General features: G+C 36.1%; 19 protein-coding genes and 2 pseudogenes. 2 read left to right on the top strand and 19 right to left on the bottom strand.

Annotated features, from left to right (window positions below):
* From LJE12_RS09375 to LJE12_RS09325, 11 genes and pseudogenes are all read right to left on the bottom strand, one after another.
* Positions 1 to 463, bottom strand: a pseudogene (locus tag LJE12_RS09375) (IS200/IS605 family accessory protein TnpB-related protein); the annotation flags it as partial.
* Positions 464 to 779: 316 nt separating this feature from the next.
* Entirely contained in the window at positions 780 to 1,841 is a 1,062-nt protein-coding gene (locus tag LJE12_RS09370; protein WP_055054271.1) for a Fic family protein, read from the bottom strand.
* A 111-nt stretch (positions 1,842 to 1,952) separates the two neighbouring features.
* Positions 1,953 to 2,807: a tyrosine-type recombinase/integrase gene (locus LJE12_RS09365; protein WP_226839779.1), complete on the bottom strand. Its 855-nt coding sequence runs from the start codon at positions 2,805 to 2,807 to the stop codon at positions 1,953 to 1,955.
* Between the two features lies 1 nt (position 2,808).
* Positions 2,809 to 3,798, bottom strand: a complete 990-nt coding sequence (locus tag LJE12_RS09360) for a helix-turn-helix domain-containing protein (protein WP_118615063.1) — start codon at positions 3,796 to 3,798, stop codon at positions 2,809 to 2,811.
* A 120-nt stretch (positions 3,799 to 3,918) separates the two neighbouring features.
* Complete coding sequence (locus tag LJE12_RS09355) at positions 3,919 to 4,095, bottom strand: helix-turn-helix domain-containing protein (RefSeq protein WP_003864535.1); 177 nt, start codon at positions 4,093 to 4,095, stop codon at positions 3,919 to 3,921.
* 266 nt (positions 4,096 to 4,361) lie between these two features.
* Complete coding sequence (locus tag LJE12_RS09350) at positions 4,362 to 4,805, bottom strand: GNAT family N-acetyltransferase (protein ID WP_055054269.1); 444 nt, start codon at positions 4,803 to 4,805, stop codon at positions 4,362 to 4,364.
* A gap of 64 nt (positions 4,806 to 4,869) precedes the next feature.
* Positions 4,870 to 5,394: a flavodoxin family protein gene (locus LJE12_RS09345; RefSeq protein ID WP_227292183.1), complete on the bottom strand. Its 525-nt coding sequence runs from the start codon at positions 5,392 to 5,394 to the stop codon at positions 4,870 to 4,872.
* A 124-nt stretch (positions 5,395 to 5,518) separates the two neighbouring features.
* Positions 5,519 to 5,842, bottom strand: coding sequence for a hypothetical protein (locus LJE12_RS09340; RefSeq protein WP_004613237.1), 324 nt, complete (start codon positions 5,840 to 5,842; stop codon positions 5,519 to 5,521).
* Between the two features lie 55 nt (positions 5,843 to 5,897).
* Positions 5,898 to 6,323: a GNAT family N-acetyltransferase gene (locus LJE12_RS09335; protein ID WP_055053942.1), complete on the bottom strand. Its 426-nt coding sequence runs from the start codon at positions 6,321 to 6,323 to the stop codon at positions 5,898 to 5,900.
* Positions 6,324 to 6,369: 46 nt separating this feature from the next.
* Positions 6,370 to 6,519, bottom strand: coding sequence for a hypothetical protein (locus tag LJE12_RS09330; protein WP_167338141.1), 150 nt, complete (start codon positions 6,517 to 6,519; stop codon positions 6,370 to 6,372).
* Between the two features lie 463 nt (positions 6,520 to 6,982).
* Entirely contained in the window at positions 6,983 to 7,729 is a 747-nt protein-coding gene (locus LJE12_RS09325; RefSeq protein ID WP_118615065.1) for a hypothetical protein, read from the bottom strand.
* Positions 7,730 to 7,956: 227 nt separating this feature from the next.
* On the opposite strand from LJE12_RS09325, the pseudogene LJE12_RS20620 reads away from it, so the two are divergent.
* Together LJE12_RS20620 and LJE12_RS09315 are read left to right on the top strand one after the other, a co-directional pair.
* Positions 7,957 to 8,055 (top strand): annotated as a pseudogene (locus LJE12_RS20620) (glucosamine-6-phosphate deaminase); the annotation flags it as partial.
* A gap of 247 nt (positions 8,056 to 8,302) precedes the next feature.
* The gene (locus tag LJE12_RS09315; protein ID WP_242853941.1) at positions 8,303 to 8,530 is read left to right on the top strand and encodes an ImmA/IrrE family metallo-endopeptidase; all 228 of its coding nucleotides are present in this window, start codon (positions 8,303 to 8,305) and stop codon (positions 8,528 to 8,530) included.
* 177 nt (positions 8,531 to 8,707) lie between these two features.
* On the opposite strand, the gene LJE12_RS09310 is transcribed toward LJE12_RS09315, so the two are convergent.
* The 8 genes from LJE12_RS09310 to cls all read right to left on the bottom strand — a co-directional run bounded on the left by LJE12_RS09310 (position 8,708) and on the right by cls (position 17,313).
* Positions 8,708 to 9,280 carry a CDP-alcohol phosphatidyltransferase family protein gene (locus LJE12_RS09310; RefSeq protein ID WP_055053943.1) on the bottom strand — a complete coding sequence of 191 codons (573 nt, stop codon included), beginning with the start codon at positions 9,278 to 9,280 and terminating at the stop codon, positions 8,708 to 8,710.
* Entirely contained in the window at positions 9,270 to 10,334 is a 1,065-nt protein-coding gene (locus tag LJE12_RS09305) for an FUSC family protein (protein WP_055060228.1), read from the bottom strand. The genes LJE12_RS09310 and LJE12_RS09305 overlap by 11 nt, the downstream gene beginning before the upstream one ends.
* Positions 10,335 to 10,367: 33 nt before the next feature.
* The gene (locus LJE12_RS09300; RefSeq protein WP_118574751.1) at positions 10,368 to 11,411 is read right to left on the bottom strand and encodes a HAMP domain-containing sensor histidine kinase; all 1,044 of its coding nucleotides are present in this window, start codon (positions 11,409 to 11,411) and stop codon (positions 10,368 to 10,370) included.
* Positions 11,411 to 12,121, bottom strand: coding sequence for a response regulator transcription factor (locus LJE12_RS09295; RefSeq protein ID WP_003693048.1), 711 nt, complete (start codon positions 12,119 to 12,121; stop codon positions 11,411 to 11,413). Before LJE12_RS09295 ends, LJE12_RS09300 begins: the two co-directional genes overlap by 1 nt.
* Positions 12,100 to 13,533: a phospholipase D family protein gene (locus tag LJE12_RS09290; RefSeq protein ID WP_055053946.1), complete on the bottom strand. Its 1,434-nt coding sequence runs from the start codon at positions 13,531 to 13,533 to the stop codon at positions 12,100 to 12,102. Before LJE12_RS09290 ends, LJE12_RS09295 begins: the two co-directional genes overlap by 22 nt.
* Positions 13,534 to 13,708: 175 nt before the next feature.
* Complete coding sequence (locus LJE12_RS09285) at positions 13,709 to 14,134, bottom strand: MarR family winged helix-turn-helix transcriptional regulator (RefSeq protein ID WP_006858455.1); 426 nt, start codon at positions 14,132 to 14,134, stop codon at positions 13,709 to 13,711.
* 1 nt (position 14,135) lies between these two features.
* The gene (locus LJE12_RS09280; RefSeq protein ID WP_172679323.1) at positions 14,136 to 15,500 is read right to left on the bottom strand and encodes a citrate/2-methylcitrate synthase; all 1,365 of its coding nucleotides are present in this window, start codon (positions 15,498 to 15,500) and stop codon (positions 14,136 to 14,138) included.
* A 253-nt stretch (positions 15,501 to 15,753) separates the two neighbouring features.
* Positions 15,754 to 17,313, bottom strand: a complete 1,560-nt coding sequence (gene cls / locus LJE12_RS09275; protein WP_055053948.1) for a cardiolipin synthase — start codon at positions 17,311 to 17,313, stop codon at positions 15,754 to 15,756.
* Positions 17,314 to 17,347: the final 34 nt, after the last annotated feature.

Here is a 17,347-nt window from a genome sequence, read left to right as displayed (position 1 = left end):
ATTTCCAGTCATGACCGTCATAGAGTTTCAGGTATGCTTCGTCTTTCCCTTCCGCGCCTTCACGATACATGACATCACGGTAGAAGACCGGCATGGCGTGATTTTCATATACAAGCTTTGGTTTCCCGCTCTTTCCGTCGGTCTTTTCCCATAGATCCAGCCGTGTTTTATAAGAGGATACTGTCCCCAGTGCATGCTGGATGGCAGATCTGCGCAGATAGGAAGGCATCTTTGGGAACCGGATATCAAAATCAAAACAGGCATGGTTTTTCTTCGTAGTATGTACCAGATGTTCTGCAGCATTAAAACGCCTCTTTGCATCCGGGATTTCTGCTAATTCTTCCCATACCTGCACATAAATCCCAATCAGATAGCTGACAGCAGAACGGTAGATCTCCAGTGTCTGGCGGATTGGGATATTCTGTTTTCGTAATTCTACACCATAACTGGATATTATCTGCATTTTTATTTTTCCCTGATAACTCTTTTCTCAGATTCTGTTGTTTTTCTACTACCCATGGCTATATTTTAGCACATATAGTGCCAAAAGTAAACATATGTTTTCCTTTGGGTAAAAAATTTGCGCGTCTAACTCATCACTAAGTAACGAGAATGCGACGCGCAATTATTCAATTAAACTTCCTATCGAAAGCACAAGATATTTTCTTGTCTATAAATAATATACCGCATATGAGACGGTTTGTCCATGCGTTTTTGACTGGCAAATTGGTTAATTCAAAGTAGTAATATTATTATTATGGAAATCTGAAAATAATTTTTCAAATACGGACATAACCGGTGGATGGACCTGCACCGACCTTTGCGATATACCCACTCTTAACTAAATCTGTCAGTGTTCTTTCCACGGTAACCTTACTTATGTCAGGGCATAGTTCCATAATTTCCTTCTTCGTTATCTTACCAACCTTATTATCAATCACCGCCTTAATTCTATCCGGCTTGGAAAGATTATGGTACTTCAAATGTTCTACACGGCTTTCAAATTCATTGTATGCTTTCAGCATAATACCTAAATAATACTTAACAAAAGGCTCATAGCTGTTTTCGCCCTCATGCCAGCCAGTAGAACTTGCTTGAAGGGCTTCATAATATGTTTCTTTTGTCTTTTCAATCAGCATTTCCATACTGACATATTTTCCAACGATATATCCCGCCTTATAAAAAAGCAGTAAAGTGAGCAAACGGCTCATCCTACCATTTCCGTCATTGAAAGGATGGATGCACAGAAAGTCCAGAATGAACATAGGAATCAAAACCAGTTTATCAATGCGGTCAGCTTCCCATGCTTCAAGGAAACGAGCGCAAAGTTCGTCTATTGCTTCTGCAGTCTGAAAAGCTGGAACGGGAATAAAACGAGCTTTCTGGTGTCCCTCGGCATCGGTTTCTGCAATTACATTGTCTGAATTCTTATAGGTACCACCGATGTTTCCTTGGGAATAAGAATATAAATCACGATGTAACTGTAAAATAATGTTTGGTCTTGGAGTGATATATTCATAACTTTCGTGAATCGTAGCCAGCACTTCACGGTAGCCGGCAATTTCCTGTTCAGACCGATTACGTGGCTCTGCTTTCTGACTTACCAGTTCTTCCAAACGTTTATCACTTGTAAATATACCTTCAATTCGGTTAGATGCTCCCGTACTTTGAATTAAAGCAACTTCCAGAAGTGTTTTCAGTTCATCTATGTTTGCTTCCAGAAATAATTCCTGTTTACCTTTATGCTCATGAATACTGCCAACCATCTGAACAATTTCAGGTGTCAGCAACTTCGCAGGATTTGTAATATAATCAAAATTTCTCATTGAAATCTCCTTCATTTTGAATTTATCTCCATCATTTTAACGCTAAATGATGGAGATTTCAATAGATTTGATGGAGATAGATTCTCCATATGCACAATAAATATACTCATTGGGATATAGAATTCATTACTTCATCGTCTTCGCCAACGAATTGAGTAATGCCCGCATCTCTGGATTAGCCAATACTTTTGCCAGAAGTTCCGGATCGACTTCATCCAATGCATTCAACGATTCTTTTCTTATACGCTGTGATTCTTTGTTGATGAAGACATATGCACGGTTTTCTTCAATTGCCTCAGGAGAGATATCTACACAATCCCAGGTAAGACCAAGCAGCTCACCAAGTCGCAGGGAACATGAGAAAGATAGATTAATTGCGAGCTTTAATCGTTCATCTTCACAGACACTGAGCGCATACATCAATGTATCCGCTGTCCAGATGTCTCTTTTTTGGGATTTATGTTTTGGTACAGTTGCATGAATGCAGGGATTTTTCTCCATCAATTCCCATTTCACTGCCTGCTCAAAACAGTTTCTAAGCAGCTTATTAATATCTCTGATGGTACTGGCCGATACAAGTTCATTTTTACTTGTTTTATTTAATGGATTGATAACAGCACGCCTCTTCAAAAGACTCTGATAATATCTTTCGATGAATCTGGTATTGATTTCTGACAGCTTTGCATCACCAATGATCGGAAGAATATAGTTGTTGATAAGAGAGACATTTCCTTCATACGTAGAAAGCGCCCAGTTTTCTTTTCCATACAGTGCAACATATTCTGTAATGAGCTCGTCCAGTGTTTTGCATTTGCGGACGACAAATGATCCCATCTCTTTTTTATATTCAATTTCTTTTTTTCTTCTTTTAGCTTCGGCTTTTGTTTCATAGGTTTCCCATTTCTGTTTTCTCTCGCCTTTTTCATTCGTATAAGAATAGATTACATTGAATTTTCCGTTTCGTTCTCTTATTGATGCCATATTATTGCATACTCCTTTCCAAATCTCTTTGCTCCATCCAGTCCTCAAATTCATCCCGACGGATCCTAACTCGACTGCCAACTTTTATTACTGTGAACTTTCCTTTATCCGCCCACTTGTTGATCATGCTTCTGCTGACCTTTGCCAGATAGGAAGCTTCATCAAAAGTAAGATACTTTATATTTCCATTGCTTCCTCGTATTCCGGTCTGTGATAATTTCTTCCACCGGAAATTAGCCAGGGCAATATTTTGTTCCTGTGCAAGTTCTTCATAATCATTCGATGGATCCAGCATATACCGATCCTGACCTTCCAGGAATTTTTGAAAACTCTCTTTTGTGATCCTTTTCTTTTCTGCAATCACAATGAATTCAAAAAAATGACTATACTTTGGATTATCAAGAATTGTATATACTGCGCTTCTGGTTGTTCCAAGCAGCTGTGCCATCTCAGGCATCGTAATTGTTGCATCTTCCAGAAGAGCGTCTTTTTTTCTGTCTTCCTTTGTTCGATACTGGGACTGGCTTTTATACCAATTCTGAAAAGATTCTTTTGGTATTCGTTTCCAGTAATCGACAATAACAGCTTCCATTTGATTTTTCTTGAGTAAATCATAAACAAGATATTCATCAACACCCAACAGATCCGCGACTTCCTTAACAGAATAGGACCAGGATTTCAATTCTTTCCCGGGTTTTTCTCCGGTAACTTTATGATATTTAATCTGATTGGCGTACCATTTTTCAAAGCTAGCAATGTTGATTCGTATCTTTCCGGCAATCTCTTTTGATTCAAAAACATTTTTATGAACCAGCCAGTATCGATCTGTCTTTTTTAATCCCAACAGCTTTCCCATTTCCGGCACGGTCATCCAGGTTCTCTTTTGCGTTGGACGACGTTTGTAAGGACTGTCCTCTGATATCTTCGAAATGATTTCTGCAACATCATCCATTTCCGGAACTTCTTTTTGTTTCATAATTGCTGTTGCCATTTATTCTTCACTTCCTGTCTTTTTTAGTGTTAGTGTTTTTTCTTATATCATATCTCAAATCCAGATAAAAATTTAGGATGTCGATTGCAGACAAAATCTGCCAGATCAACACCCTGTTTTTTACTGTTCCAAGTTATCGAGCCAGTCATCGAAACTCTTCTTAGAGATGCGATACTTTCCGCCATCCAACTGGATCCACCGGAATTCCTTTTTCTTCAAAAGGTTATAAATAGTAGGTCTGCTGACTCCTAAGATTTCCTGTAACTCTTGAACTGTATAACATCTTTTCTCTGACATTTCTTTATCCTCTTTTCCTTGAAATATGAAAGAAAAATTATCCCTTCATATAACGAAACGCTCAGAGCATGTTTTACAGTGGTCAAAAGCAAATTTTTTTACTTTTTTTCTTGCGAGTTTTTTTAATGCAACTCGTAAGAAATTCGTAACATTAGATTTTTACATTTTTCATGAAATTAAGTAAAGAAAAAGAGCATATGGAATTGAATCCATACACTCTATGATTACTGAAACTTTATTTCATTTTTAATTCAACAAACTTGAATTTATATATGTCTTTGCAAATATACCATATCTATTAGCTGTACACCGCCCTCATAAATTGTGTGGTCATAATTGTCAGTAAAAAAATTGGGAATCTTGTGAGAACGAACAAATCCACATTTTTCATAAAATGGTATCGTCAATGGACTGTCACCTGTTCCAACTTGCAAAACAGAATATTCATCTGCATATTTACTGGCAAGAAAATCAATTAGTGCTTTGCCATAGCCCTTTCCCTGGTTTTCCGGATCGACTGCGATATTCTTGATTTCAAGTATTCCGTTACCTTCATCGGTGACAACACATTCAGCTTTTACATCATTATCTTCAAGCACATACATAGTTCCTTTTTCAAGATAACGATCAACCATGCTCTCCTGTTCATCAGCTAATAACAATAATGATATAAACTGCTTTTTATTTTTGTTAACTTCTCGAATTTTCATACAACTTGTTACTCCATCAATTGCCATCTAATTTAATTCATCAAACTTGAATTTGGTGTGTGCTTTATAAATTTTTTCCAATCCACTCAAGTTCGTTCATGGAATCCTTATTTTTTTCAAGTTCATCTCTGGCTGTTGCATAATATGATTTTTTGAAAAGCATATCCCATGAAAGATATTTTGCCATACAGTCAAACTGCTTATCAATCAGCTCATACTGGATGCTGCCTACGGGAGAACCACCTACAACAATTGTGCCAACTTTTTTGTTTTTTAACTGCAATCCACGGCAGTAGCACTTATCAATGATAAGTTTCAATTGTGCTGACATTCCCCACCAATAAACTGGTGTAGCAAAAAGAATCATATCTGCGGCAGCAATTTTATCAATGGTAGAATTTGTATCATCCTTATCGACGCATCCCTTAGAGCATTGACAGACACCACATCCCTTGCATGGTGCAATGTTGAGTTTGTCAGGTTCAATGATTTCAATTTCATTCTTTTCTGATGCTCCTTTTATAAATGCATTGATTGCTGTCAGCGTGTTTCCTTTTCTGGCACTTCCATTAATGATTACAATTTTCATGCGTGTATCCTCCAACTTCCGATTTTAATGTCTCTATTATACCATAATGATACTATTATAAAAAAGGAAAAAGAGCTCCTTCGAGCTCTTTTGATTCAGTTCTGTAAACTTGAATTTGACTTGCCTATTTTCTTAAAATCTCATGTGGAGCTTCTATTTCATTTGCCAAGGTATGCTCTGTTAATTCTGACATCAATTTCAATTTTTTATTAATCAATGGTCGCATACAATTAGGAACATGTTCCTGATGCGCTCTGTGGATTGCTACACATTCCTTACAGTTTCCGTGATAACGACAGGCTTTCAGGCAAGGACAGTGATCTTTGTCTTTATACTCCTTACGAAATTCCGCTGCAAATTCTTCTTGCAGTCTCAGTCCCTCGACACGGTTTCCCTTATGAAATTCTACCATTGCATCCAGTTCTTTCTGGTTCCCTTCAATCTTCATGTTATTATAGCGCCTCCATTTCAACTATTCTTCATTTTCTGATAAATTCCGATTTCTATTTTCGTTTCCATAGCATAGTGTACTCTTTTTCACCAGTAGCTTCATCCAAGCCTTCACATTGAATAATGAACCCTTCTCTTTGGTAAAAAGAAATTGCTCTGGCATTCTTCTGGTATACATTTAATCGTAAGCTAACTTTTTTATCCTTAACATAATCTAATAAAAGCTTACCTATGCCACATGACTGCATTTCATCGGAGACAAAAATACCTTCTATATATTTATCATTTAGTCCTACAAATCCTTGTATCATTTTATCTGCTTCAAACACATAAACTTCGTATTGTGACATCATTTCTTTTACTAATTCATAATTACTTTTCCAGTATTGATTGGAAATAAAATAATGTGCTTTCAGATTTGTCTTTAACCATATGTCAGCAACTCTATCGATATCTCCGTTCAGCAACTTTCTAATCATAACAAATATTCTCTACAACTACATCCTTTATGCTTTTCTCTTTTTTTCATTCTATCACAAGCTCACCATTAATCATCAATTTTTTGATATTTTTTCTTTTCCCCCACTGTAAAACAGTCTCTGAGCGTTTCGTTATATAGAGGGATACAAATAAGAGCAAGATCCACCCATGTTTAACAGTAATGTCGTTTGCCATCCTGTTCTCCTATGGGATTTATCTTGATGGGGATTTCCCCATACCCTCTCAATAACAGACGTTTCACTTGTCTGTTGGTTCCACCTAAAGGTGTTCACAGCACTATTTCTAATATCGGAAGGGACAGCCGATATTGAAATACGTGAACTCCCGGCGGGAGGAATAGTCTCAGCGGAAGGAGGAGTATGATAACAAAAACAAAAATATCTTCTTAGTGCAGCTTATCTCGCCAAGAAACTGAACTACAAACTACTATTCCATCTTCATAGGAAGAGATTCCATCATGTGAAAACTGTTCTGGATACTCTATATCACTAAGTTTCTCGTTTACATAATTATTAAAATTACGATATCTATTCTGTTCATTAAATTGTCCTGATTTCATCGAATTATATATTTCTTCAAGAATACAATATTTTTCATCTTCATACACCCAACAATAGTATTTTTGATTTTTTACAGACTAACATTGATATACCTGATTTAATGAATCCACATACGAAACAAATGCTTGATAATACATAAAGCATTCTTTATCAAAATTAATTTCTAAGTTAACTTCTCCCTTTCCTTCTGGATCCACATCATGTATATTCCATACTTTATCTATACCAGAGTATGCGTCAAAACATGAACAAATTACATGTTTGCTATCTTTTTGTGGGTAATACATCTGGTTTGTTGATGTATCCTTAATTGAACCCACATTATTTAATTGTACTTTTGCATGCTCGATTGTCTTTTTCCTAACATTCTTATTACAAGTCCCCTTACTTTCAAATAAAAATACTTTTTTTTGCCCATCAACTCCGATCCAATCTGGTGCCATTTTTCCATTCACCAACGTTCCTTTAAAACTCTTATCTGTAAAATGATATAATTTGTTAATGTTATATATTTCATTTGCAATAATTCTTGTTGCTAACATACCCATGGCAAAAGAAATTACATTTTTATATGAAGTTTCCGCAAATTCATACTCATCTGAAATTACATAAAACCCTTTTTCCTTTTTTACTGCCATTCTACACATTGATGAATAAAATTTTCTTGCATCTCGAGAAATCAGTTTTTTTCCGTAAAATCCATTTAAAATAGCATATTTACTAAAATCTCCTCTTGAAACGTTAAATGATCTATGTTTGGTTGCATTAGGATTTTTTGAATAATCATTCTCTGAATCAAAATATTCATAATTCACACTTTCCATCTATTTTCCTTCTCCTTATCAGATGTAAATTTTTTTGATATCATTTTATTAACTTATCATTTTTCTTCATTCTATCACAGCATCTATTCTTCCGCCATCAGTCTTTCAAACCAGCTATCCAATAGCAATGATAAATTGGCCTACATCTGGCAATTCTTGCAGCATTTCGTCCAGAGTTTTCTGTTTCACATATTTCTGCACATACACCCAACAGGCAAGTACTCTATGGAGCAATCACTCCGGAAGTACCGGCTTCCATCCTTCAGTTACATAATGATGTAACAATCGTTGCTGATGAAGCTGCACTGAGTGAGATTGATAAATAATATCTACTGGACACCGGACATTGCAGTGTAACTTATGAAACGCATTTAGCTTTTGTTAAAAAAGGGAAGCTGTGATACACATCCATATACCACAACTTCCCTATATTTTCATCTTCATTTAATTTTAATCAATTGTCCATTTAAGCAGCTGTTCTTTCACCTTTTCAAATATCTGCATTACAACTACTAACACAATTACCATAAAGATAAATCCAACCCAGGTATGCAAGATGATACACTCTACAATATGACGGATAATACAGAATACCAGGCCAATCTGTTTGCTGCCGATCTGCTGATTGAAGATGAGGAAATCGAAGATATGGTTCAGAACGAGGACCTGGATTATTTCGGACTCTGCAGTTCATTGAATGCGACTCCGGAACTAATGAGCTTTAAATTATACAGCCTGACAAAACGAGGCCAGGCTTATCATATGCCGATGGAGATTCAGAGCAATTTCCTGGCGAAATAAAGTAAATAAAGATCCTGTTCTATATATCATAGTATGAACAGGATCTTTTTATAATGATTTATTTTCTATCTAAAATTTTATTAAACCGACTAAAGACTCCATAGTTTGTGTGTTTGACTTACTGTTTATATCTATCTTCTCCTAAATATTTTTCTAGTCATTGCAATATAAAATTGCTTATACAGTCTCTCCCTTAAGAGTCCTAGTATTCTGGATAATATACAGAGCGACCGATATGACCATCATTATAGCACACAAACCAATCAACAGATCTGATACCATCGGTGTAATGTGGAACCATATAATATGCACCGCTGCAGTTCCATATAATAAAAAGGTTACTATCTTTCCATGCCAGTCTGCACCATGTACTTTTCCTGTCTTTTGTATCACAAGACATCCACTGACTACCATATACAGCTCCTTACCTGCCATTATTACGATTAAAAGAAGCACATGCGGAAAACGAGTAAACAGACAGATTAACATCGCTGCCTGTGTCAGCTTATCAGCCACCGGATCAAGTATTTTTCCTAAATTACTAATTCTATGGAATCTTCTTGCGATATATCCATCAGCAAGATCCGTAAGACCAGACAGCAATAAGATTTCACCAGCTAACAGAGGATTTTTCTTTACACAATAACTCCATATAATTACCGGAATCAGACAAAGCCGAAAAAAAGAAAGAAGATTAGGAACCGTAATAATTCTATTCAAATTTTCTTCCTGATTCACTTCACTCTGCATGTACGGTCACCTCACTTTCCTTTTTTTTAGACATAAACCAATAAAATATAACACAAAATGCTAAAGCAAACACAACACCAAAAACATTTTGAATCACTCTAAGACTAACCGCTCCTTGTAGTCCATAAGTCTCTGCAGCAATGGCTAAAGCACCAAATGTGTTAAATACTGCCTGCCAGCCATATTGTGCTGAAAATCCTACACCGATTCCACCAAGAATTCCTATATATGCATAGATTGACGAAGGAAGCAGAAAATATAATACTGTAAAGCATATAACACCTGCAATATTTCCGACAATCCTTTTACGGACTCTGTAGTGCATATCTTCCATAAACGGCAAAATCGTGGACATGGCCGCAATACCAGCCCACATTGCACGTGGCATATTACAAAGTTCTGCAATGCAAAGGACAATCGGTACGCATAAAATCTGACATATCTGCCATTTTGTTCTGGAAGAAGTGATATCAAATTCTTGTATCAGATCTTTCAGATTTCTTTTATAAGTTCTGTTTTTATGATTTCGATAAAATACGAAGCAGGTAAGTGCTGCACCTAAAGCCATTCCGACTAATCGCATCTGATAGCTTTTTCCCGTAACATCATAACCATATAGCAGCAGATACCCAAGAACCAATGTAGATTGATTAAACATGAATGGATTATGGCATCCGAACAGAATCAACACAGCCAGTGCCGCAATATTTAACAGCATTCCCAATACCGGTGAAAACTGATTTGCTAAATGCGGACATACAGTCATAATTACAAAGAACAAAGCCAAAAGCATCGTAGATTGTCCGGTGTGGATCCCCAGATCCGCATTTCTAAACACCATGAGACATAATAAGACTACTACACCTACAATGCTGTTCTCATTTCCAAATAGGATGCTGAAAATACTAACAAAGAAAAAACAAAATGCCATTGTAACAGCTATCTTCACCAGATATACCCACATATGATATAATTTTTCTTTTAGTGTTTCACTCTTTTTCAACAGGTTTTTAGAACCTGTCTGATTTAACTGCAACTCCTGATAAAATGTCATATAAATCCTCCCATCTTCTAATTTATCTTAAAACTATATAATCTCATCTTTCTGCTTTGGCAGCTCTATAACAAATCTGCATCCACCATATTCACGGTTTTCTGCTTTGATTGTTCCTCCGGCACTATCTACAATCCGTTTTACAAGTGCAAGACCTAGGCCATTTCCTTCTGCTTTATGAGATCCATCTACCTGATAGAACTTGTCAAATATTCTGGATTTTACATCATCCTCTATTCCTGGTCCTTCATCTTCCAGAATGAACTTAACAGAATCCTGTTCTTGTTTCAGAAACATCGTAATTGTCCCCTTTGAAGGGCTGAACTTAATCGCATTATCCAAAAGATTTATCCAGATATGCATAAAAAGTCCTTCATTCCCAGTATATTTAACTTCCTCCAATTCTACCTGAAAACCAATTTCTTTTTCTGTCCATTTTGTTTCCAATGAAAGAAATGCCTGGCGGATCTGTTCATCCAGACGATATTCTGTTTTTTTCATTGGTATATTCTGATTCTCTAACTTGGATAACAGCAAAATATTACCAACCAATCCGGAAAGTCTTTGGGTGTTAAATAAGATTTTTTCTACATATTCCTCTTGATCCGGAGACAGTTCTTCTCCCTGAAGCAGCATTGTATATCCTTCAATGGCATTAATCGGGGTCTTAAACTCATGAGAAACATTAGATACAAAATCCATCTGCAGCACCTCTGTTGCACGAAGTTCTTTTGTCATAACGTTAAAACTTTGATAAGATTCTCCAACTTCTGCTATACGGCTGTTCGTTTCCAAATGCTGTTCAAAATCTCCCTGAGAAACTTTCTTCATTGCTTTACTAAGTCTGGTAATTGGTTCCAGTAACTTTGCATTAATAAAGGAAGTGATCAGCCCTGCAATCAATGTATTAAAAATCAAAAGCCAGCCAAGCACAGGTATGCTGCCCGGCAGATTAAAAAAATGATTCAAAAAAGCAAATAATAAAGCAGATATGACTGTTGAAAATACAAGTGCCAGCCAGATTGCACCAGTCAGACAGGACCGGATCCGCAATCCTTTTTCTTTCTTTTGTTCCATTATTTTTTCACCACCTTGTATCCAATTCCACGCATTGTTACGATTTCAAAATCAGGGTTATCTTTAAAACGCTCTCTGATTCTTCCTATATGTACCTCTATCGTATGTGGGTCTGCCTCCGTCTCGTATCCCCATACTTCATCCATCAACTGTTGTTTTGTAAATGTTCTGCCTGGCGAAGCTGCAAGCTTATATAAAAGCAGGAATTCTTTTTTAGGCAAAACAAGACTTTCCTTATCAGTTGTAACCGTCATTGCATCATAATCAAACTCTGTTGAACCGATCACAATTTTGTGTTCATTCAGTATCTGTGCACGGCGAAGCAGTGCTCCGACTCTTAAAACCATTTCATTCACATTTACCGGTTTTACCATATAATCGTCACTTCCCGAAAGAAATCCCTGGCGCATATCATCAAAGGAACCTTTCGCAGTGATCATAAGCACTGGTATCTGATATCCTGCTGAACGAAGTTCTGACACCAGTTCATAGCCATCCATAACCGGCATCATAATATCAGAAATGATCAGATCAATATATTCCTTATCCAATACTTCTAATGCCTGTGCTCCATCCGATGCACTTTTGACTTGATATCCATTCTTCTCAAGCACTTTTTGGAATAGCTGGCTTAATTCTTTATCATCTTCTACAATCAATATTTGAAACACGTTTTCCTTCCTCCTTATTAAAACAGATACCTTGCCCATCCAAGCAGATGCTGTACCAAAAATATTTTTCTCTGACGTTTCTTTGTTAATTCGATTGGCTCTACATGATATGGATCATTATAAGTTCCGCCTTCTAATATCTGGCGGGACACTTTTTCATATTCCATCATGCCCTCTTCCAACTGTTTATTAATATCTTTACTGCGAATTACAAGCATCAGTTCCGTATCCAGATATGCACTTCTCATGTCCATATTAAAGGAACCGATTACAGACAGATCATCGTCAATGAGAATACTTTTTCCGTGGTATGAATAACCGCCTTCATATTCCCAGATATTAATTCCTGTACTTAAGATTCTATTTCTGTTTTTCGCATAATCGGCAGCCCCAAATGGATTCCCATTATTCGCAACTGAATTTGTCATGATAGAAAAATCTGAAACGTTCTCTGCAATCTCCTCCCATGTATTATACATCATATCATTACAGATAATATATGGCGTGTGGATCTTCACACGATTTTTTGCATTTTTCATCAATTCTCCCAACTGATACCACACTACTGGTTCTTTGGAACCTGTGTGAATAGGATTTGACACTAATGTAATCTTTTCTGTCTCAAAAGTTTCGTCCGTATAATCGGTCTCGCAGATTCTTTCCTTATTCTCTTCAAAATATTTCTGATAGCTGTTCTGCAACTCTAAAACTGCGTTCTTTACAGATTTTCTATTTGCCAGTTTTTTATTGTTATGAAAATAACCACTGTCTTCCTGATTCCATATGGTTTCAAAATACTCTGACAACTGGTTAACTGAATTTTCTTTCTCAGGTTCATCGCAAACCACTAACACGTCTCTGTCATAGTTTTTATGTCCCGGAAAATCACCCAGGAAATAATTGTATGTATTTCTTCCCCCAAGAATATATCTCTTTCCATCTGCAATCAAATATTTATCATGCATTCTACCCATCATTTTCCACGGTTTCAACGGATTGGCCTTATTATACAGTTTAATTTCAACATTCTCATGGGAAGATAATCCATAGAAATACGGATTTCCTTCCATATCAATCCAGCTCTCCATTCCATCTACTAACAGACGAATATGTACACCTCTGTCTGCCGCATCATGCAGTGCTCCTAAAATCAATTTTCCACTTTCATCGGATTGAAATGCAAAAGTAGAAAGAATAATTTCCTTTTTTGCATTCTTGATCAAACGCACTCTTTGTAAAAGCGCTTCTGGATTCTTTTCTATGATTACTGCCCGTTCTGTATTTTCACTGCATTCGTTCCATGACCCATTTTTTGTTTCTTTTTTGGTTGTATTGGACACTTCCGGCTGCTTTTTATATGCAACGCAGATTCCGAGCAATTCATAAAAAGCCACACATAAAAAAATTGCCAGTATAACAAGAAGGATTTTACATATTTTATGCTTTTTCATTGTACATCACCTGATTCCTTTTTATTTCATACTTATACAATACAAAGTCAATCTCAATTTAACCTCAACAAAATTTATTTTTCATAAAAAAATATGACCGGCTTCTTTTTAAAGAAACAGTCATATTTTTATTCTAATATATGAAGGAGCTTTTCTTACTCCGTTGTATTAATCACTATTTTATTTCTTCCATAAGCTGTCGGATTTTTCTCAATGTACACCGTGTAACTGCCAGGTCATCTTCTTGTATATTCGATATGATTTTTTCATAAGCTTCTATCATTTTTTCTTTCTGACAATTACTTAATTCAATTGCCTTGTTCGTCAAAACAAGGTATGTTCTTTCTTTTTTTTCATCTAATTTCCAGATAATATATCCTTTATTTTCAAGACTTTTTACCATCTTAGATGTTTCTGGAATCGATAATTTCATGTATTCTGCCACTTCTGAAAGATATACTCCTTCATGACAGTCTGATTTTTCAACACATTCCTTTATACTATAAAGAAACAAATAATCTGTTCTTTCGACAAATTCAAATATACTTTCAACATTGATGCTCTTTAAAAAAAACTCCTCTGCACTGGTTCCTGCTCCCATATTATCGTTCCTCTCTTTCTATATATTCTTTTTTGCTGACTAGACTCTTATATGCCGGGCGAATGATCTTATCTGTAGTTATCAATTCTTCCAGGCGATGTGCACTCCAACCAGCAATTCTTGCTATCGCAAATAATGGCGTGTACAATTCTCTTGGAATATTCAACATGTCATACACAAAACCACTATAGAAATCTATATTAGGACTTACTCCTTTGAATATCTGACGCTGCTTTGCAATCAACTTAGGTGCAATCTTCTCAATATTGTTATAAAGGGTCATATCTTTCTCACGTCCTTTATCCCTTGCGAGTTGTTCTACAAAGCCTTTGAACACCCTTTCTCTCGGATCTGAAATAGAATATACAGCATGTCCCATTCCATAAATAAGTCCTTTCTGATCAAACGCCTCTTTCTTCAAAATCTTACTCAGATATGATGCAATTTCCTCTTCGTCTTCATAATCTTTCACATGACTTTTAATATCATCCATCATATTCATTACCATCAGATTTGCACCGCCATGTTTTTTTCCTTTTAAGGATGACATTGCTGCTGAAATAACAGAATAAGTATCTGAACCTGAAGATGTTACTACCCGTGTAGTGAATGTAGAATTGTTACCACCACCATGTTCCATATGTAACAATAATGCTATATCCAGTACTCTTGCTTCCAGTTCTGTGAATTTTGTATCTGGTCTTAATAGGCGCAGGAAATTTTCAGCAATAGATAAATCTTTTTCAGGTCTATGAATATACATACTTTCGTTTTTTTCATAATGACAATAAGCATGGTATGCATATACTGCTAACATAGGAAATGCTGCGATCAACTGCATACTCTGCCTTAGCACATTCGGAATTTCAAGACTTTCTTTTTCCTTATCGTAAGAGCCCAATGTAAGAATACTTCGAGTCATAGAACCCATAATATCTGATGTAGGTGCTTTCATAATGACATCTCTGGTAAAGTTAGTCGGTAGTTCCATACAATCAGATAGTCTTCCCTGAAATTCCATTAACTGTGTATCAGTTGGCAATTCTCCGAATAAAAGAAGATATGCTCCTTCTTCAAAGACAAACCTTTTTCCTTTACTTCCTGTTACTAAATCTTTTATATTATAACCACGATAAGATAACTCGCCATCACATGGACTCTTTACTCCATCACGATATTCAAAAGCTTTTATATCAGAAATATTTGTAAGCCCCGTCAACACACCTTGGCCTTTTTCATCTCGTAAGCCTCTTTTTACACCATACTCTGAATACAGATTCTTACTAATGCTATCATTTTGTTCACAAAAAATTGCTTGCTGTTTCATATAATTTTCCAAATTGCTCATTTGAATCGCTCCTTTCATTCTGTTACGAACTTACATACTATACTCAGATATTCTTGTTTCCAGTGCATTCAGCATTGTCTGTTCTTTTTCTTATTCTTATTCATTAGCAATACAATACAATGGAAAACTCAATTTAACCTCAACAAGGTTTGTTTTTTCATCCATGCAAAATCTTCTTTGTACAACAGACTGTTAGATATAGCAAAAACGGCCTTTCAAAAACAGTTAACTTCTAAATCAACTTTTTTTGAAAGGTCGTTTCATCAGATTCTTATAGCAATCCAGCAAATAATCTCATAAATAATTGTCCCAGTCGCAAATATGCACTTCGTCCGGTTTGATATTGGTCTGTCACATCACGACATTCTCCCATCGTTCTTATCAGATCATTTTTTATTTCCACAACTGCCTGACAATCTGCCATAAAACAGCCGTTTTCAAAATGGTGATATAAACTTCGATAATCCAGATTAATTGTTCCACAAGTTGCCATACAGTCATCTGCCACACTCATTTTTGCATGACAGAAACCAGGAGTCCACTCATAAACACGAACACCATGTTTAACTAATCCATGATAAAAAGAACGAGTTATATTATAAATGAATTTTTTATCAGGGATACCAGGTGTGATAATTCTTACATCTACCCCTCGCTTAGCAGCCAGACATAACGCATGCGTCATTTCATCTGTTATGATTAGATATGGAGTCATAAACCAACAATATTTTTCAGCTTTATTTATCATACTGATATAAACTTCTTCTCCGACTTGCTCATTATCCATAGGGCTGTCTGCATAAGGTTGAACAAACCCAGTTTGCTGTGCCGCATAATCATAGTGGAAAAGGTATTTACTAAAATCAGAATCATTAGCATCCTTATCACTTACTGCATTCCACATTTCCAAAAATGTCACCGTAAGCGACTGAACAGCATCTCCTTCTAAACGAATACCTGTATCTTTCCACTGTCCATACGGGTGTGTGTAATTAAAATATTCGTTTGCTAGATTATATCCACCTGTAAATCCGACTTTTCCATCAATAACTGTTATTTTTCTATGATCACGATTGTTCAAAAACAGATTTAAACCTGGCATAAACGGATTGAATACACGGCAATGAATTCCTATTGCCTCCATCTTTTTCACAAAATCTGTGTTAATAAAGCCTATAGAACCCATATCATCGTAGAATACTCTAACTTCCACACCTGCTTTTACTCGCTCTTCCAGAACATCTTGAATCTTATGCCATGCTTCAGCGTCTTCTATCGCATGATATTCCATAAAGATAAACTTCTGTGCTTTCTCCAAATCCTTAAGCTGTGCCTCTAATCCTTTCACTGCTTCATCAAAATACACAATATCCGTATTCTGATAGATTGGATACTGCGAATTTCTTTGTATGTAACTTGCTATATTTCCTGCTTTCGGAATTGTTTCTTTTATTTTGCTCAAACACTCCTGACTGTCCGGAAGCATTGGTAACAATTTGCTATCAATTTCTGCATATCGCTCACGCATTTTATGTGTGCCACCATTCAAACCAATCAACAAATACAGGCCTACACCCATAATTGGGAAAATTAGAATTAAGATGATCCAAGGCATTTTCATAGAGGATGTCTTATTTGATGCGTACAATCCCAAAACCAAGATCCCACTCAAAATCCTTGTAAATAAATTTATGATTTCTGCATATTCATTCAAGCGTGTTACGATAGTAATAATAAAAATCACTTCCAGAAGAATGCAGATTATGGAAAAACACAGCCGTTTTACCCCATTTTTTGTTTTTGCTTTGCCCTCTAAAGTATCTTGTTTCATATATATTCCACCTTCCTACTTGCTCAGTTTTCTC

Source organism: Blautia sp. DFI.6.71 (genome assembly GCF_020593585.1).
GTDB lineage: Bacteria > Bacillota > Clostridia > Lachnospirales > Lachnospiraceae > Blautia_A > Blautia_A wexlerae.
Note: the sequence above shows the minus strand (reverse complement) of the source record. Positions and strands in the feature narration are given on the sequence as shown.

Coding starts and splice junctions, on each gene's coding strand:
- LJE12_RS09330 (WP_167338141.1), bottom strand. CDS start 6,519: ATGGCAAACGACATTACTGTTAAACATGGGTGGATCTTGCTCTTATTT.
- LJE12_RS09325 (WP_118615065.1), bottom strand. CDS start 7,729: ATGGAAAGTGTGAATTATGAATATTTTGATTCAGAGAATGATTATTCA.
- LJE12_RS09305 (WP_055060228.1), bottom strand. CDS start 10,334: ATGACATTTTATCAGGAGTTGCAGTTAAATCAGACAGGTTCTAAAAAC.
- LJE12_RS09355 (WP_003864535.1), bottom strand. CDS start 4,095: ATGTCAGAGAAAAGATGTTATACAGTTCAAGAGTTACAGGAAATCTTA.
- LJE12_RS09315 (WP_242853941.1), top strand. CDS start 8,303: ATGACGGATAATACAGAATACCAGGCCAATCTGTTTGCTGCCGATCTG.
- LJE12_RS09350 (WP_055054269.1), bottom strand. CDS start 4,805: ATGAAAATTCGAGAAGTTAACAAAAATAAAAAGCAGTTTATATCATTA.
- LJE12_RS09360 (WP_118615063.1), bottom strand. CDS start 3,798: ATGGCAACAGCAATTATGAAACAAAAAGAAGTTCCGGAAATGGATGAT.
- LJE12_RS09280 (WP_172679323.1), bottom strand. CDS start 15,500: ATGAAAGGAGCGATTCAAATGAGCAATTTGGAAAATTATATGAAACAG.
- LJE12_RS09290 (WP_055053946.1), bottom strand. CDS start 13,533: ATGAAAAAGCATAAAATATGTAAAATCCTTCTTGTTATACTGGCAATT.
- LJE12_RS09310 (WP_055053943.1), bottom strand. CDS start 9,280: ATGCAGAGTGAAGTGAATCAGGAAGAAAATTTGAATAGAATTATTACG.
- LJE12_RS09365 (WP_226839779.1), bottom strand. CDS start 2,807: ATGGCATCAATAAGAGAACGAAACGGAAAATTCAATGTAATCTATTCT.
- LJE12_RS09300 (WP_118574751.1), bottom strand. CDS start 11,411: ATGGAACAAAAGAAAGAAAAAGGATTGCGGATCCGGTCCTGTCTGACT.
- LJE12_RS09340 (WP_004613237.1), bottom strand. CDS start 5,842: ATGAAGATTGAAGGGAACCAGAAAGAACTGGATGCAATGGTAGAATTT.
- LJE12_RS09370 (WP_055054271.1), bottom strand. CDS start 1,841: ATGAAGGAGATTTCAATGAGAAATTTTGATTATATTACAAATCCTGCG.
- LJE12_RS09285 (WP_006858455.1), bottom strand. CDS start 14,134: ATGGGAGCAGGAACCAGTGCAGAGGAGTTTTTTTTAAAGAGCATCAAT.
- LJE12_RS09295 (WP_003693048.1), bottom strand. CDS start 12,121: ATGGGCAAGGTATCTGTTTTAATAAGGAGGAAGGAAAACGTGTTTCAA.
- LJE12_RS09345 (WP_227292183.1), bottom strand. CDS start 5,394: ATGAAAATTGTAATCATTAATGGAAGTGCCAGAAAAGGAAACACGCTG.
- cls (WP_055053948.1), bottom strand. CDS start 17,313: ATGAAACAAGATACTTTAGAGGGCAAAGCAAAAACAAAAAATGGGGTA.
- LJE12_RS09335 (WP_055053942.1), bottom strand. CDS start 6,323: ATGATTAGAAAGTTGCTGAACGGAGATATCGATAGAGTTGCTGACATA.